Source organism: Mycobacterium sp. NTMscope_MAC_12, assembly GCF_976985675.1.
This window is the reverse complement of the sequence record NZ_CDRJYY010000001.1, coordinates 2,477,327-2,493,872: the sequence shown is the minus strand read 5'-3', so window position 1 is coordinate 2,493,872 and position 16,546 is coordinate 2,477,327. Positions and strand designations below refer to the sequence as shown.

Here is a 16,546-nt window from a genome sequence, read left to right as displayed (position 1 = left end):
TCCGGCGCGGTGAACGGCGCCGGATTCGGGTGCCTCGACAGATGTGGAAATGCATGCGCTTCGGCGCCGCATGGCGAGGTCCGTGCAGGTGCCTTACCGTTGTCATGTAATTCGCGCTGGATCGGTCCCGAGAGACGAAATCCAGGCGTTCGAGCAAACCGGATGGTGAATTAGTGGCGGAAGAGAGTCGCGGGCAGCGCGGGTCGGGGTACGGCCTCGGGCTGTCGACGCGGACCCAGGTCACCGGCTATCAGTTCCTTGCCCGCCGGACCGCGATAGCGCTGACCCGGTGGCGCGTGCGCATGGAGGTCGAGCCCGGTCGGCGCCAGAACCTTGCGGTAGTGGCCTCGATTTCGGCCGCGCTGGTGATCTGCCTGGGCGCGCTGCTCTACTCCTTCATCAGCCCGGCCGGCCAGATCAACGAATCGCCGATCATCGCCGACCGCGACTCGGGCGCCCTGTACGTCCGCGTGGGGGACCGGTTGTATCCCGCGCTGAACCTGGCGTCGGCGCGCCTGATCACCGGTCGCCCGGACAACCCCCACCTGGTCCGGTCGAGCCAAATCGCGACCCTGCCGCGCGGCCCGATGGTGGGTATCCCGGGTGCGCCCTCGAGCTTCCACCCCACCAGCCCGGCCGCGTCGTCGTGGCTGGTGTGCGACACCGTGGCGAATTCGACCGGTGCCGGGGCGCCGTCCGGCGTGACGGTCACGGTCATCGACGGCAACCCCGATCTGAGCCACCACCGACGGGTGCTGACGGGGACGGACGCGGTGGTGCTGAATTACGGCGGCGACGCCTGGGTGATCCGCGACGGACGCCGCTCGCGCATCGACGCCGCGAACCGGTCGGTGCTGCTGCCGCTGGGCCTGACCCCCGAGCAGGTCAGCATGGCCAAGCCGATGAGCCGCGCCCTGTACGACGCGTTGCCGGTGGGCCCGGAACTGACAGTGCCCCAGATTCAGAACGCGGGCGCCGGCGCCTCGTTCCCGGGGGCGCCCGGACCCATCGGCACGGTGATCGTCACCCCGCAAATCAGTGGGCCGCAACAGTATTCGTTGGTATTGGCCGACGGTGTGCAGACGCTGCCGCCGTTGGTGGCCCAGATCCTGCAGAACGCCGGACCGGGCAACACCAAACCGGTGACCGTGGAACCGTCGGCGTTGGCGAAGATGCCGGTGGTCAACAAGCTGGATTTGTCGTCCTACCCGGATGCGCCCCTGAACGTGATGGACATCCGCGAGAATCCGGCGACCTGCTGGTGGTGGCAGAAGACCTCCGGTGAAAACCGGGCCCGTGTGCAGGTGATCTCGGGCGCGACCATCCCGGTCGAGTCCAAGGACGTCAACCGGGTGGTGTCGCTGGTCAAGGCCGACACCACCGGCCGCGAAGCCGACCAGGTGTTCTTCGGGCCCGACTACGCGAACTTCGTCGCCGTCACCGGAAACGATCCCGGCGCCAAGACCACCGAATCGCTGTGGTGGCTCACGGATGCCGGCGCCCGATTCGGGGTCGACGACACCCGCGAAGTCCGAGAAGCGTTGGGCCTGAAGACGAAACCGGCCCTGGCGCCGTGGGTGGCGCTGCGGCTGCTGCCGCAAGGGCCGACGTTGTCGCGCTCCGATGCGCTGGTGCAGCACGACACGCTGCCGATGGATATGTCCCCAGGAGAGTTGGCGGTACCCAAGTGAAACGCGGATTTGCCCGGCCGACACCGGAGAAGCCCCCGGTCATCAAGCCGGAGAACATCGTCCTTCCGACCCCGCTGAGCATTCCGCCACCGGAAGGCAAGCCGTGGTGGCTGGTCGTGGTCGGTGTCCTGGTGGTCGGCCTGCTGATCGGCATGGTCGGCATGACCTTCGCCAGCGGCTCGCACGTGTTCGGCGGCGCGGGCGCCATCTTCCCGATCTTCATGATCGGCGGCGTCGCGATGATGATGTTCGGCGGCCGATTCGGCGGCCAGCAGCAGATGAGCCGGCCCAAGCTGGACTCGATGCGGGCCCAGTTCATGTTGATGCTGGACATGCTGCGCGAGACCGCCCACGAGTCGGCCGACAGCATGGACGCCAACTACCGGTGGTTCCACCCCGCGCCCACCACGCTGGCCGCCGCGGTCGGCTCGTCGCGCATGTGGGAACGCAAACCCGACGGCAAGGACCTCAACTTCGGTGTCGTCCGCGTCGGCGTCGGTATGACACGCCCCGAGGTGACCTGGGGTGAGCCCCAGAACATGCCGACCGACATCGAGCTCGAGCCGGTGACCGGTAAGGCGCTGCAGGAGTTCGGGCGCTACCAAAGCGTCGTTTACAACCTGCCCAAGATGATCTCGGTGCTGGTCGAACCCTGGTACTCGCTGGACGGGGACCGCGAGCAGGTCCTGGGATTGATGCGGGCGATCATCTGCCAGCTGGCGTTCTCCCACGGACCCGACCACGTGCGGATGATCGTCGTCAGTTCGGATCTGGACGAATGGGACTGGGTGAAATGGCTGCCCCACTTCGGTGATCCGCGCCGCCAGGACGCCGCGGGCAATGCCCGGATGGTCTACAGCTCGGTGCGCGAGTTTGCCGCCGAGCAGGCCGAATTGTTCGCCGGCCGTGGGTCTTTCACTCCCCGGCACGCCAGCTCGTCCGCGCAGACCCCGACACCGCACACGGTGATCATCGCCGACGCCGTTGACCCCCAATGGGAATACGTGATCAGCGGTGAAGGCGTCGACGGGGTGACGTTCTTCGATCTCACCGGCTCGCCGATGTGGAGCGCCGTCCCGGAGCGGACCCTGCGGTTCGACAAGAAGGGTGTGATCGAGGCGCTGCCCCGCGACCGCGACACCTGGATGGTGATCGACGAGAAGCCCTGGTTCTTCGCCCTCACCGATCACATCAGCGTCGCCGAGGCGGAGGAGTTCTCGCAAAAGCTGGCGCGCTGGCGGCTCGCCGAGGCATACGAAGAGATCGGCCAACGGGTGGCGCACATCGGCGCCCGAGACATCATGGCCTACTACGGAATTGACGATCCTGGCCACATCGACTTCGAGGCGCTGTGGGGCAGCCGCAACGACTCGATGGGCCGGTCGCGGTTGCGGGCCCCGTTCGGTGTTCGTTCCGACAACGGCGAGTTGTTGTTCTTGGACATGAAGTCGCTGGACGAAGGCGGCGACGGCCCACACGGGGTCATGTCCGGAACGACGGGTTCGGGAAAATCGACCCTGGTGCGGACCGTGATCGAATCCCTGATGCTCAGCCACCCGCCGGAGGAGCTGCAGTTCGTGCTCGCCGACCTCAAGGGTGGTTCGGCGGTCAAGCCGTTCGCCGGGGTCCCGCACGTGTCCCGGATCATCACCGACCTGGAAGAAGACCAGGCGTTGATGGAGCGCTTCCTCGACGCGCTCTGGGGTGAGATCGCGCGCCGCAAGGCGATCTGCGACAGCGCCGGCGTCGACGACGCCAAGGAATACAACTCGGTGCGCAGCCGGATGCGGGCGCGAGGGCAGGACATGGCGCCGCTGCCGATGCTCGTGGTGGTCATCGACGAGTTTTACGAATGGTTCCGCATCATGCCGACGGCGGTCGACGTCCTCGACTCGATCGGCCGTCAGGGCCGCGCCTACTGGATTCACCTGATGATGGCGTCGCAGACCATCGAAAGCCGCGCCGAAAAGCTCATGGAGAACATGGGTTACCGGCTGGTGCTGAAGGCGCGTACCGCCGGTGCGGCGCAGGCGGCCGGCGTGCCGAACGCGGTCAACCTGCCCGCCCAGGCGGGCCTGGGCTATTTCCGCCGCAGCCTGGAGGACATCGTCCGGTTCCAGGCCGAATTCCTGTGGCGGGACTACTTTCCGCGCGGCCTCACCGACGACGGGGACGAGGCGCCGGCGTTGGTGCACAGCATCGACTACGTGCGCCCGCAGCTGTTCACCAACTCGTTCACCCCGCTGGAGGTCAGCGTCGGGGGACCCGAGGTCAACGTCCCGGCCATCCCCACCGACGGCGACGTACTTCCGATCGAGGCGGCCGAGGAGGACGTCGAGGGGATCAGGACGCCGAAGGTCGGCACCGTCATCATCGATCAGCTGCGCAAGATCGACTTCCAGCCGTACCGGCTGTGGCAGCCGCCGCTGAACCAGCCGGTCGCCATCGACGATTTGGTGAACCGGTTCCTCGGTCACCCGTGGCAGCAGGAGTACGGCACCGCGCAGGATCTGGTCTTCCCGATCGGGATCATCGACCGCCCGTTCAAGCACGACCAGCCACCGTGGACGGTCGACACGTCCGGCCCCGGCGCCAACGTCCTGATCCTGGGGGCCGGCGGTTCGGGCAAGACCACCGCGCTGCAGACCCTGATCTGCGCGGCGGCGCTGACCCACACGCCCGAGCAGATCCAGTTCTACTGCTTGGCCTACAGCAGCACCGCGCTGACCACGGTCGCCCGGCTGCCCCACGTCGGTGAGGTGGCCGGTCCGACCGACCCGTACGGCGTGCGCCGCACGGTGGCCGAGCTGCTGGCGCTGGTGCGGGAGCGCAAACGCACCTTCCTCGAGTACGGGATCGCCTCGATGGAGGTGTTCCGGCGGCGCAAGTTCGGCGGTGAGCCCGGCCCGGTCCCCAACGACGGGTTCGGCGACGTCTACCTGGTGGTGGACAACTACCGGGCGCTGGCCGAAGAGAACGAGGTGCTGATCGAGCAGGTGAACGTGATCATCAACCAGGGCCCCTCGTTCGGGGTGCACGTGGTGGTCACCGCCGACCGCGAATCCGAGTTGCGGCCACCGGTGCGCAGCGGCTTCGGCTCCCGGGTCGAGTTGCGGCTGGCCGCCGTCGAAGACGCCAAGCTGGTGCGCTCCCGGTTCGCCAAGGACGTTCCGGTCAAGCCGGGTCGCGGCATGGTCGCGGTCAACTACGTCCGCCTCGACGCCGACCCCCAGTCCGGTCTGCACACGCTGGTGGCCCGGCCCGCGCTGGCCAGCACGCCGGACAACCGTTTCGAGTCCGACAGCGTCGTCGAAGCCGTCAGCCGGATCGCGAGCGGCCAGGCCCCGCCGGTGCGCCGGCTGCCGGCGACCTTCGGCGTGGAGCAGCTGCGGGAGATCGCCGCCCGAGACACCCGCCAGGGCGTCGGCGCGGGCGGAATCGCCTGGGCCATCTCGGAATTGGACCTGTCGCCGGTCTATCTCAATTTCGCCGAGAACGCGCACCTGATGGTCACCGGCCGCCGCGAATGTGGGCGGACCACGACGCTGGCCACCATCATGTCCGAGATCGGGCGGCTCTACGCGCCGGGAGCGACCAGCGCGCCGCCGCCGCCGGCCGGACAGCCCTCGGCCCAGGTGTGGCTGGTGGACCCGCGCCGTCAGCTGCTGACCACGCTGGGCTCCGACTACGTGGAGAAATTCGCCTACAACCTCGACGGCGTGCAGGCGATGATGGGCGAACTGGCCGCGGTCCTGGCCGGCCGCGAACCACCGCCCGGCTTGTCCGCCGAAGAGTTGTTGTCGCGGTCGTGGTGGAGCGGACCGGAGATCTTCCTGATCGTCGACGACATCCAGCAGCTGCCGGCAGGTTTCGATTCGCCGCTGCACAAGGCCGCACCGTGGGTGACCCGGGCCGCCGACGTCGGCCTGCACGTGATCGTCACCCGGACGTTCGGTGGTTGGTCGTCGGCGGGCAGCGACCCGATGTTGCGGGCGCTGGCCCAGGCGAACGCGCCCCTGCTGGTGATGGACGCCGACCCCGACGAGGGATTCATCCGCGGCAAGATGAAGGGTGGCCCGCTGCCCCGCGGCCGTGGCCTGCTGATGGCCGAGGACACCGGTGTGTTCGTCCAGGTCGCGGCGACCCAGTTGCGCAAGTAGGGCCCATGGGGACTGCAGCCGCTGCGCCGGGGCCGGGCGGGAGATCCCGCTCAGCCCCAGCACAGCGGCAGTTCCTTGAGCGCGAAACTCTTTGAGGGGTAATTGATCACGGGGGAGTAGTCCGCGGGCAGCTCGAAATCCGGAATCTGGGTGAGCCACTCCGCGACGATCACCGTCAGCTCGATGCGCGCCAGGTGCGAACCCAGGCAGCGGTGCGGGCCGCCGCCAAACCCCCAGTGCCGGTGCACTTTTCCGTCCATGTTGAGCTCATTGGTGGACATCGAGTCGCTGTCGTCGCGGTTGACGGCCGCCATGCAGAGCCGCACCGAGGTGCCCGGCGGCAACGTCATGCCGCCGACTTCGACGAACTCGGTGGTGATCCGCGGCGCCACCGGCGCCGAGGGTTCCAGCCGGACGATCTCTTCGATGAAAACCCTGATCTGCTTGGGGTTGTCGCGAAGTTCCGTGCGCAGCTGCGGCCGGCGCGCCAATTCGAAGAGCGAGAATCCGATCGCCGCGGTCACCGTGTCCAGACCGGCGAGGATCAACAGGTGACTCATGCCGAGCAGCTCGATGTCACTGAAGCCGCCGTCGCCGGTCATCACCTGCGACAACATGTCCGAACCCGGATTCTGCCGGCGTTGCGCGATGGCGTCGACGAGGTACTGCAGCAGCTGCTGGCCCTTCGCCATATCGGCCTGGGTGAGGAACGGCTTGTCGGAGATGACGGAGTCTTTCCAGTCGATCAGCCGATCACGATCCTCGAGGGGCAGACCGTAGAGGTCCAGGAACACCTGAAACGGGTACAGGCTCGCCAGATCCGCCATCACTTCGCACGCACCCCGGCCGGCCAGCGCCCCGATCATGTCGCGGGCGTGCCGCTCCAGCGCGGGGCGGGACTTGCTCAGCGCGTGCGGGCTGAAATACGGCTGCAGGATCTTGCGGTAGCGGGTGTGTTGCGGCGGGTCAAAAGCCAGGGGCAGCACCGGCAGCGGGTGGCCGGGGGGCTGCAGCACCGTCGACGAGAAGACCTTGGGATTACGAAGCGCGGACAGCACGTCTTCGCGGCGCGTGATGTAGTAGTGGCCGTTCATGAAGACGACCGGCCCCGCGTCGCGCAGCGTCTTCCACCCCAGGCCGCGATCGGCGCTCATCGGCAGCTTGTCGAATTCCAGCCGGGGTAGGTGGAACGAGCCGTATTGACCGTCGCTCATGCCGGCAGCAACATCTGGGGGCGCATCAATATTGCATGGGGGGCAAAGGAACACGGATCCGAGCACCCGAACCGATGCGAGCCATTCGGCGCCCGGTTCTCGATGGCGAACATCTTCGATACATTACCGACCGGCTAATCTGGGTATCGGACCGTGAAGCGCAATGTCGGGCCGCGTAGGGAGGAATTCGTGAGGGTTCGTCTGGACCAGTCGAAATGCGTGGGCCACGCCCAGTGTTACGCCGTCGACCCCGACCTTTTTCCCATTGACGAGTCCGGCTATTCAATTCTTCAGGAGCACGACGTCCGGCCCGAAGACGAGCAATTGACTCGCGATGGCGTCGCCTCCTGCCCCGAGATGGCGCTGATCCTCGACGAGGACTGACGGCGCGAAACCGCGGCACGGCGCGGTGGAAAGCAAACGGTTAATGAACAAACCGTTGCCCTGTATGAACTGCTGCCGACCGGGAATGAACAGTGGTTGGCCATTAATGAACAGGGCCCTTTGCGTGTCGGCGATTGCCCCGTAACGAACTAATCTCAGTGCCGGGCGGCAGTTCGAAGACACGGGGCTGTCGCTCGGTTGCTGAAAACGGGATTGGCCGAGGCAGAAGGTGCATGTCGTTTTTGACCAGACGTCCGAGAAGCGTGGTGGCAGATCACCTTTCCGGGCGCAGCCCCTTGGTCAGCATGCGCCGGCCCGCCCGGCCGGCCGAGTCGCGGTCCGAAGGGCCGCTGACGGGCTCCCGCGGACGCAGCGATCGACCGGTGGGGTCGTTTACAGAGCCGTGATTACCGCCACCACTGATTCCCATGTGCCAGCCGAAATCGCCTGCGGGCTCGGCCGACTGAGGAGGATAGGTGCTTGAGTTCGGTGCGTTACCGCCCGAAATCAATTCAGGTCGCATGTATGCGGGTCCGGGCTCGGGGCCGATGATGGCCGCGGCCGCCGCCTGGGACGAGATCGCGGCCGAGGTGGGCGTGGCGGCCACCGGCTACAACTCGGTGGTCACGGAGCTCATCAGTGGGCCATGGGTGGGGCCGGCGTCGATCTCGATGATCTCGGCGATCACCCCGTTCATCAGCTGGCTCAGTGCCGTGGCCGCGCAGGCCGAAGAGGCCGCCAGCCAGGGCCGGGTGGCCGCGGCGGCGTTCGAGGCGGCGTTTGCGATGACGGTGCCGCCGCCGGTGATCGCGGCCAATCGGGTGTTGCTGGCGAATCTGATCGCGACGAACTTCTTCGGGCAGAACACCCCGGCGATCGCGGCCACCGAGGCGCAGTACATGGAGATGTGGGCTCAGGACGCCGTGGCGATGTACGGGTACGCCGCATCGTCGGCGACTGCCTCGGAGTTGGCCCCGTTCGCGCCGCCGCCCAACACCACTGCCCCGGACGCAACCGGCAATCAGGGCGCCGCGGTGGCGAAGGCCGTCGCCGAGCCGGCGGGCAACACCGCACAAACCACGTCGCAGCTGGCCTCGCCACAAGCGTTGACGCTGAACACAGCTCAAGCCATGCAGGTCCAGGCCACGGCGACGAACGCATCGGCTCAGGGGTCGACGACGACCGGGGTCTCGAGCTCGCTGCAGGACCTTCTGGGGCTCAATCCCACTGTCTACGACACGATCCTGAAGCGGACGACGGGTCTGGCGTACTTCTCGAACGGCATGGGGCAGTTCGCGTCGTCGATCGCCCAGCAGTTGACCTTTGGTCCCGGTGGTAGCACGGCGGGTGCCGGCGGTGCGTGGTTCCCCACGCCGCAGTTCGCGAACCTGGGATTGGGCAACCTCGGTGGTGGAGCGGGCCACCTGAGCGCGGTTACCGCGAGTGCCGGGCAGGCCGCGCGGGTGGGGACGTTGTCGGTGCCCCAGCATTGGGCGACGCTGACCTCGGCGGTCAGCCCTTCGACGGTCTCGGAGCTGGAGGCCGCCCCCGTGCAGGCCGCCGCGACCGGGACCACCGGACCGGCCAACGGACTACTGCGCGGCATGCCCGCCGGGGCACTGGGACGGCGGGGCGCCTCCGCCGGCTATGTCAACAAATACGGATTCCGCTACAGCGTGCTGACACGCCCGCCCTCGGCCGGATGACCCCCCATGGACAGCTCGACATACGGAGGCGATGCCCCATGATCCACCTCATCCCGGAGGTGACTGCGGCGCCGTTCGCTGCGCACGCACAGATGTATCAGGTCGTCGGCGCGCAGGCGGCGGCAATCCACGAAACGTTCGTCAACACCCTGAGCACCGGCTCCGGGTCGTACGCGGTGACTGAGGCGGCCAACGCGGCCGCGACGGGTTAAGGAGTCAATGATGTTGGATTACGGGGCTTTTCCGCCGGAGTTCAATTCGGCGCGGATTTATTCGGGTCCGGGGTCGGGTTCGTTGGTGTCTGCGGCGTCGGCGTGGAGTGCGTTGGCTGCGGAGTTGAATTCGGCGGCGCTTTCTTACGAGAAGGTGGTGACCGCTTTGAGTAGTGAGGAGTGGTTGGGTTCGGCGTCGGCGACGATGGCTCAGGCGGTGGAGCCGTACGTTGCGTGGATGACCTCGGCGGCGGCGCAGGCTGAGGAGGCGGCGACGCAGGCGCGGGCAGCGGCGGCGGCGTATGAGGCGGCGTTGTCGGCGTCGGTGCCGCCGCCGTTGGTGGCGTCGAATCGGATGCAGGTCTCTCAGTTGCAGGCGACGAATGTGTTGGGGCAGAACACGCCGTTGATTGCGCAGTTGGAGGCCCAGTATGGCGAGTATTGGGCTCAGGATGCGGGTGCGATGTATGGGTATGCGGGTCAGTCGTCGTCGGCGACCAAGCAGACGCCGTTTCAGAAGGCTCCCGAGATCACTAATGCGTCGGGGCAGGCCACCCAGAATGCGGCGGTCACCAAGGCGACCACGGATTCCTCGGCGGTCAACACGTCCAAGGTGTTGCAGTCGCTGGCCCAGCCCACCACCAACGCCACGACGCAGGCGACGTCGCAGGGCTCGGATCCACTCTCTGCCATCTGGTACCTGTTGACCGGCCAGACCACCTTCCCCACCAGCCTGGGAACGGCCGTCAATGGCTATAGTCCGTTCGCCAGCCTCTTCTATAACACCGAGGGTCTGCCGTACTTCAGCATTGGTATGGGGAACAACTTTGTGCAGATCTCGAAGTCGTTGGGGTTGATCGGTAGTGCGGCCCCGGCGGCGGCCAAGGCCTTGCCCGCGCTGGGTGGTTTGGGCGGCATGCTCGGTGGGGGGGCTGCGGCGGCGCATCCGGTGGCGGCGTTGGGCAGTGCGGCCTCGATCGGGGGCAAGTTGTCGGTGCCGGTTGCGTGGTCGGGGGCCCCGGCGGCGGCGCCGGCGCTCGGGCATGCGATTCCGGTCAGCACCATCAGCGCGGCCCCCGAGGCCGCCGGTGGACCCGGAAACCTGCTCGGCGGGATGCCGTTGGCCGGTGCCGGTGCCGGCGGACACGGCGTGGCCGGACCCAAATACGGCTTCCGGCCCACTGTCATGGCCCGACCACCCTTCGCCGGATAGCTTCCCCGGGCCCCGCGAGCCCGGGAGCGATCGAGAACACGCCCTGCCCCGAAAGCAAAAGCGGCAGGGCGTGTTTCGTCGTGACAGCTGCCGCCCTGTTCGCGGCCGTCGTGCTGGCCGCGGTGGTCGCCGCAGCGGCGAACCTCGCAACGGCTTTATCTGCGGCCGGATTTTTATCCCGCGGTGGGGCTTTTGACCTGCGCGCAGACACCCGGAATCGGCCCGCCGACCCGGGACGACGGCGCGCCCTGGTGGGCACGGACGCGGTGTTCCCGCAGGTAATCGGTCGCCGCGGCGCGACACGGCCCAGCGCGGCGACGCGCCGGCGCTGAGTCGTAACTCCGCTCTGGGCGCGGCCGTCGCCGCACCAGCGGCCGTGCGACCAGGCGGCGATAAGCCGGGCGGCCACTTAGCCTTCCCAAGCAAGCCAATGCTGAATTTCACCGACTCAATGCCACGTACGAGGGGATACATGTCGTTCGAGCCCGGCGCTTCATAGCCATGGACTTCGGGGCATTACCGCCGGAGGTCAATTCCGGTCGCATGTATGCGGGTCCGGGCTCGGGGCCGATGATGGCCGCGGCGGCGGCCTGGGATGGACTCGGCGCCGAGTTAGACACGGCCGCAAGCGGTTACGCGGTGGTGATCTCGGAACTGACCCACGCTCCCTGGGTGGGCCCGGCATCCGCGTCGATGTTGTCTGCGGTCACGCCGTATGTGAGCTGGCTGAGCATCCTGGCCGCGCAGGCCGAGGAGACGGCCGGCCAGGCACGCGCCGCCGCGGCGGCGTTCGAGGCGGCGTTTGCGATGACGGTGCCGCCGCCGGTGATCGCGACCAATCGGGTGCTGCTGGCGAATCTGGTCGCAACGAATTTCCTCGGCCAGAACACGCCGGCGATCGCGGCCACCGAGGCGCAGTACATGGAGATGTGGGCCCAGGACGCCGCGGCGATGTACGGGTACTCCGGCTCGTCGCTGACCGCGTCGGAGTTGGCCCCGTTCACGGCGCCGCCGCACACCACGACCCCCGACGGGGACTCCGGGCAGGCCGCTGCGGTGGCCCAGGCGGTTGCCGAGCCGGCGGGCAACACCGCACAAACGACCTCACAGCTGGCGTCGCCACAAGCCTTGTCGCTCAGCGCAACTCAAGCCGCGCAGGCGCCGGCGACCGTGACCAACGCCTCGGAATCAGGGTTGCTCACGAGCACGCTTCAGAACTTGCTGCAGAACGGGCTGCCGACCCCCACCAACAACTGGCTGGGGCTGACCCCCACGATCTACGACACGATCCTGAAGCGGACGACGGGTCTGGCGTATTTCTCCAACGGTATGGCCAGCTTTTGCACATCGATCGCGCAACAGCTGACCTCTGGTCCCGGTGGTAGCACGGCGGGTGCCGGTGGTGCGTGGTTCCCCACGCCGCAGTTCGCAAGTTTGGGTCTGGGCAACCTGGGCGGGGGGCTGGGCCATGCGAGCGGGGGGGTTGCCGCCGGTGCCGGGCAGGCCGCGCGGGTGGGGATGTTGTCGGTGCCCCAGCATTGGGCGACGCTGACCTCGGCGGTCAGTCCTTCGACGGTCTCGGAGCTGGAGGCCGCCCCCGTCCAGGCCGCCGCGACGGGCACCACCGGTGGACCGGCCAACGGGTTGCTGCGTGGCATGCCGGCCGGGTCGCTGGGTCGTCGTGGCGCGGCCGCCGGTTATGTCAACAAATACGGATTCCGCTACAGCGTGCTGACACGCCCGCCCTCGGCCGGATAAGCGGCGGAATTCGGCATGCGCACCCTCACCTTTATCCGCGACCGGATTTTATCCCCGGCCCCGATACCCGTGCCCCGAGCGACCACGACATCGCACCGCGGTAGCCCGACCGGGCGCACCCTCGGTTCCGGCCGTTTCCGCAGTTCCAGACCGCTATCCGGGCCGACCACCGCGCGGTCCGCCGGCGGCGAGCGGCGCATGGCGCCGGCCACCCGAGAGGCGGGCCGGAAGGCCGCCCGCCATTCGAGCGGGGCGGGGCCGGCCACCAGCGCATTAACGTCTTTCGCAACTCGACGCGTCGATTCGCAGATCACAGGTTAAGGGGCTATTCGTGCTGGACTATGGGGCTTTTCCGCCGGAGTTCAATTCGGCGCGGATTTATTCGGGTCCGGGGTCGGGTTCGTTGGTGTCTGCGGCGTCGGCGTGGAGTGCGTTGGCTGCGGAGTTGAATTCGGCGGCGCTTTCTTACGAGAAGGTGGTGACCGCTTTGAGTAGTGAGGAGTGGTTGGGTTCGGCGTCGGCGACGATGGCTCAGGCGGTGGAGCCGTACGTTGCGTGGATGACCTCGGCGGCGGCGCAGGCTGAGGAGGCGGCGACGCAGGCGCGGGCAGCGGCGGCGGCGTATGAGGCGGCGTTGTCGGCGTCGGTGCCGCCGCCGTTGGTGGCGTCGAATCGGATGCAGGTCTCTCAGTTGCAGGCGACGAATGTGTTGGGGCAGAACACGCCGTTGATTGCGCAGTTGGAGGCCCAGTATGGCGAGTATTGGGCTCAGGATGCGGGTGCGATGTATGGGTATGCGGGTCAGTCGTCGTCGGCGACCAAGCAGACGCCGTTTCAGAAGGCTCCCGAGATCACTAATGCGTCGGGGCAGGCCACCCAGAATGCGGCGGTCACCAAGGCGACCACGGATTCCTCGGCGGTCAACACGTCCAAGGTGTTGCAGTCGCTGGCCCAGCCCACCACCAACGCCACGACGCAGGCGACGACGGCCACCGACCCGCTGACCGAGATCTGGTTCCTGTTGACCGGGCAGACTACGCTCCCCACCAGCCTGGGAACCGCGGTGAACGGCTACACCCCGTTTGCGGGATTGTTCTATAACACCGAGGGTCTGCCGTACTTCAGCATTGGTATGGGGAACAACTTTGTGCAGATCTCGAAGTCGTTGGGGTTGATCGGTAGTGCGGCCCCGGCGGCGGCCAAGGCCTTGCCCGCGCTGGGTGGTTTGGGCGGCATGCTCGGTGGGGGGGCTGCGGCGGCGCATCCGGTGGCGGCGTTGGGCAGTGCGGCCTCGATCGGGGGCAAGTTGTCGGTGCCGGTTGCGTGGTCGGGGGCCCCGGCGGCGGCGCCGGCGCTCGGGCATGCGATTCCGGTCAGCACCATCAGCGCGGCCCCCGAGGCCGCCGGTGGACCCGGAAACCTGCTCGGCGGGATGCCGTTGGCCGGTGCCGGTGCCGGCGGACACGGCGTGGCCGGACCCAAATACGGCTTCCGGCCCACTGTCATGGCCCGACCACCCTTCGCCGGCTGAGCCGCGGCCATCGGTGCGATCAACCAGCTGAAATGGACGAAAGGAGGTGCGAGCGACGCGCTAGTGGCAAAGGTCATCGCGATGACTCGGTGCGGCGAGTTCGTCGGCAGTCGGATCGTTGTGGCGCTCGACGTGGCCGCAGCAACCTGTCCGATGGCTACCAGCAACTTTTTCGACCGGGGCCAGATGCCGTTTGTTCTGACTGTCGCGCGAAGGGCTGCGGTCGAGGTCAGACGCTGTTACTGTGTCGTTAACGAAAGTGAATTCGCCGTACCACTACGTGAACAATTGCAAACACGCTGCGTCCACCCCGGCCTCGGGGGTCGCAGTCATCTACTCTCGCAGAGTCGGGGATTTGAACTAGGAGGGAAACAAATATGTCGTTCGTGACCACACAGCCGGAGGCTTTGGCCGCGGCGGCCGGGAATCTGCAGGCTATCGGGTCGACCTTGAGCGCCCAGAACGCAGCCGCTGCAGCCCCAACGACGGGGGTGGTACCCGCTGCTGCCGACGAGGTGTCGGCGTTGACCGCGGCTCAGTTCGCGGCGCACGCGCAGATGTACCAGGCGGTGAGCGCCCAGGCTGCCGCCATCCACGAGCAATTCGTGAACACCCTGTCCATGAGCTCCGGTTCGTACGCTGCCACCGAGGCAGCCAACGCGGCCGCCGCCGGCTGAGTCGCATCGGCGGTTCCGGGCTTGGGACAGATCCTCATCGACGTGGGTTCCCACGTAACCGCCCACCAGGGGCTGAGCGCGGGGCCGCAGGGTTCGCCCCACGCAGCAACCCCAACACCAACACGCATTCCGTCAACTCAAACGTCGCGGTTCGGGTCTGACGTCCGTCTTACCGTGACAACGCCCGGTGGCCGCCGGCTGACGGGAAGGGGGGGCCATTTCTATCCATTCGGCACGGCGGTTGCGTAATCCGTAAACGATCCGGCCACCGTCTTAAACCACACACCCACTAACTACGTAATAAGGAGACAGCCGACATGGCAACACGTTTCATGACCGACCCGCACGAGATGCGGGCGATGGCGGGGCGTTTCGAGGTGCACGCCCAGACCGTTGAGGACGAGGCCCGCAAGATGTGGGCGTCGTCGATGAACATCGCCGGCGCGGGCTGGAGCGGCCAGGCGCAGGCGACGTCCTACGACACCATGGGCCAGGTCAACCAGGCCTTCCGCAACATCGTCAACATGCTGCACGGGGTGCGCGACGGGCTGATCCGCGACGCGAACAACTACGAGCAGCAAGAGCAGGCCTCGCAGCAGATCCTCAGCAGCTAGCGCCGAAAACGGCCGCTGCCTAACATTTCGAGACTTTAGGAGAACACCGATATGAGCATTAACTACCAGTTCGGCGACGTGGACGCCCACGGTGCCCTGATCCGCGCCCAGGCCGCCTCCTTGGAGGCCGAGCACCAGGCCATCGTTCGCGATGTGCTTGCTGCCGGCGACTTTTGGGGCGGTGCAGGTTCGGTCGCGTGCCAGGAGTTCATCACCCAGTTGGGTCGCAACTTCCAGGTGATCTACGAGCAGGCCAACTCCCACGGACAGAAGGTTCAGTCCGCGGGCAGCAACATGGCCAGTACCGACAGCGCCGTCGGGTCCAGCTGGGCCTGACGCCTCGACCACAGGCGCGGCAGCACACCACCCGTCGGTGTGCTGCCGCGTCCTGCGGTTACCGTGCAGTGTGACGCTTGAGCTATTCAGGGACCAGTTGAGGAATTGATGGACCAACAGAGCACCCGCACCGACATCACCGTCAACGTCGACGGCTTCTGGATGCTCCAGGCGCTGCTGGACATCCGGCACGTCGCGCCGGAGTTGCGGTGCCGGCCCTACGTATCCACGGACTCGAACGACTGGCTCAACGAGCATCCCGGAATGGCGGTGATGCGCGAGCAGGGCATCGTCGAGAACGACCAGGTCAACGAGCAGGTGGCCGCTCGGATGAAAGTGCTCGCCGCGCCCGACCTCGAGGTGGTCGCCCTGCTGTCGCGGGGCAAGCTGGCCTACGGCGTCCTCGATGACGAGAATCAGCCCCCGGGCTCGCGCGACATCCCCGACAACGAATTTCGGGTAGTCCTGGCCCGCCGCGGCCAGCATTGGGTGTCGGCGGTCCGGGTCGGCGGTGAGATCACCGTCGACGACGTCGCCGTCGCCGACAGCGCCTCGATCGCGTCCCTGGTGATCGACGCGCTGGAATCCATTCACCACGCCGAGCCTGCGGCGATCAACGCGGTCAACGTGCCGCTGGAGGAGATGCTGGAAGCGACCAAGTCGTGGCAGGAGTCGGGCTTCAACGTTTTCTCCGGCGGAGACCTGCGCCGGATGGGCATCAGCGCCGCCACCGTGGCCGCGCTGGGCCAGGCGCTGTCGGACCCCGCCGCCGAGGTCGCCGTGTACGCCCGCCAATACCAGGACGACGCCAAGGGTCCCAGCGCGTCCGTGCTGTCGCTGAAAGACGGCTCCGGTGGCCGCATCGCGCTCTACCAGCAAGCCCGGACCGCGGGTTCGGGGGAGGCGTGGCTCGCCATCTGCCCGGCGACGCCGCAGCTCGTGCAGGTGGGCGTCAAAACCGTGCTCGACACACTTCCCTACGGCGAGTGGAAAACTCACAGCAGGGTGTGACACTCGCGCGAAACACAGATTTCATCAATGTCGTCGCAC

Annotated in this window: 13 protein-coding genes and 1 pseudogene; 13 read left to right on the top strand and 1 reads right to left on the bottom strand. The window is 67.2% G+C overall.

The annotated features are described in order from the left end of the window. The first annotated feature begins 173 nt into the window (after window positions 1-173). Together eccB and eccCa are read left to right on the top strand one after the other, a co-directional pair. The gene (eccB, locus tag AC0KS4_RS11465) at window positions 174-1,691 is read left to right on the top strand and encodes a type VII secretion protein EccB (RefSeq protein WP_014942094.1); all 1,518 of its coding nucleotides are present in this window, start codon (window positions 174-176) and stop codon (window positions 1,689-1,691) included. Beyond that, a complete protein-coding gene (gene eccCa, locus AC0KS4_RS11460; RefSeq protein WP_225328206.1) occupies window positions 1,688-5,851 on the top strand; it encodes a type VII secretion protein EccCa in 4,164 nt (1,387 codons plus the stop codon). Before eccB ends, eccCa begins: the two co-directional genes overlap by 4 nt. 50 nt (window positions 5,852-5,901) lie before the next feature. Here eccCa and AC0KS4_RS11455 read toward each other — a convergent pair whose 3' ends face one another. Continuing rightward, a complete protein-coding gene (locus AC0KS4_RS11455) occupies window positions 5,902-7,065 on the bottom strand; it encodes a cytochrome P450 (protein WP_225328207.1) in 1,164 nt (387 codons plus the stop codon). A gap of 189 nt (window positions 7,066-7,254) precedes the next feature. On the opposite strand from AC0KS4_RS11455, the gene AC0KS4_RS11450 reads away from it, so the two are divergent. From AC0KS4_RS11450 to AC0KS4_RS11400, 11 genes and pseudogenes are all read left to right on the top strand, one after another. Beyond that, on the top strand, window positions 7,255-7,449 hold the full coding sequence (locus AC0KS4_RS11450; RefSeq protein WP_225328208.1) for a ferredoxin: 195 nt from the start codon (window positions 7,255-7,257) through the stop codon (window positions 7,447-7,449). Window positions 7,450-7,925: 476 nt separating this feature from the next. Further along, the gene (locus AC0KS4_RS11445; RefSeq protein ID WP_225328209.1) at window positions 7,926-9,155 is read left to right on the top strand and encodes a PPE family protein; all 1,230 of its coding nucleotides are present in this window, start codon (window positions 7,926-7,928) and stop codon (window positions 9,153-9,155) included. Window positions 9,156-9,205: 50 nt separating this feature from the next. After that, window positions 9,206-9,367, top strand: a pseudogene (locus AC0KS4_RS11440) (PE family protein); the annotation flags it as partial. A 7-nt stretch (window positions 9,368-9,374) separates the two neighbouring features. Beyond that, window positions 9,375-10,580 carry a PPE family protein gene (locus AC0KS4_RS11435; protein ID WP_225341286.1) on the top strand — a complete coding sequence of 402 codons (1,206 nt, stop codon included), beginning with the start codon at window positions 9,375-9,377 and terminating at the stop codon, window positions 10,578-10,580. 80 nt (window positions 10,581-10,660) lie between these two features. Further along, on the top strand, window positions 10,661-10,912 hold the full coding sequence (locus AC0KS4_RS11430; RefSeq protein WP_225328210.1) for a hypothetical protein: 252 nt from the start codon (window positions 10,661-10,663) through the stop codon (window positions 10,910-10,912). A gap of 169 nt (window positions 10,913-11,081) precedes the next feature. Further along, on the top strand, window positions 11,082-12,338 hold the full coding sequence (locus tag AC0KS4_RS11425) for a PPE family protein (protein WP_225328211.1): 1,257 nt from the start codon (window positions 11,082-11,084) through the stop codon (window positions 12,336-12,338). 331 nt (window positions 12,339-12,669) lie between these two features. Beyond that, window positions 12,670-13,869, top strand: a complete 1,200-nt coding sequence (locus AC0KS4_RS11420) for a PPE family protein (RefSeq protein WP_014942103.1) — start codon at window positions 12,670-12,672, stop codon at window positions 13,867-13,869. A gap of 377 nt (window positions 13,870-14,246) precedes the next feature. Then, a complete protein-coding gene (locus AC0KS4_RS11415) occupies window positions 14,247-14,546 on the top strand; it encodes a PE family protein (protein ID WP_014942104.1) in 300 nt (99 codons plus the stop codon). Between the two features lie 317 nt (window positions 14,547-14,863). Then, window positions 14,864-15,160, top strand: a complete 297-nt coding sequence (locus AC0KS4_RS11410; RefSeq protein ID WP_003874404.1) for a WXG100 family type VII secretion target — start codon at window positions 14,864-14,866, stop codon at window positions 15,158-15,160. A 51-nt stretch (window positions 15,161-15,211) separates the two neighbouring features. Further along, window positions 15,212-15,496 (top strand): WXG100 family type VII secretion target, encoded by a 285-nt coding sequence (locus AC0KS4_RS11405; protein ID WP_007771417.1) that lies wholly within the window; start codon window positions 15,212-15,214, stop codon window positions 15,494-15,496. Window positions 15,497-15,604: 108 nt separating this feature from the next. Continuing rightward, entirely contained in the window at window positions 15,605-16,507 is a 903-nt protein-coding gene (locus AC0KS4_RS11400; RefSeq protein WP_225328212.1) for an ESX secretion-associated protein EspG, read from the top strand. The last annotated feature ends 39 nt before the right edge of the window (window positions 16,508-16,546 follow it).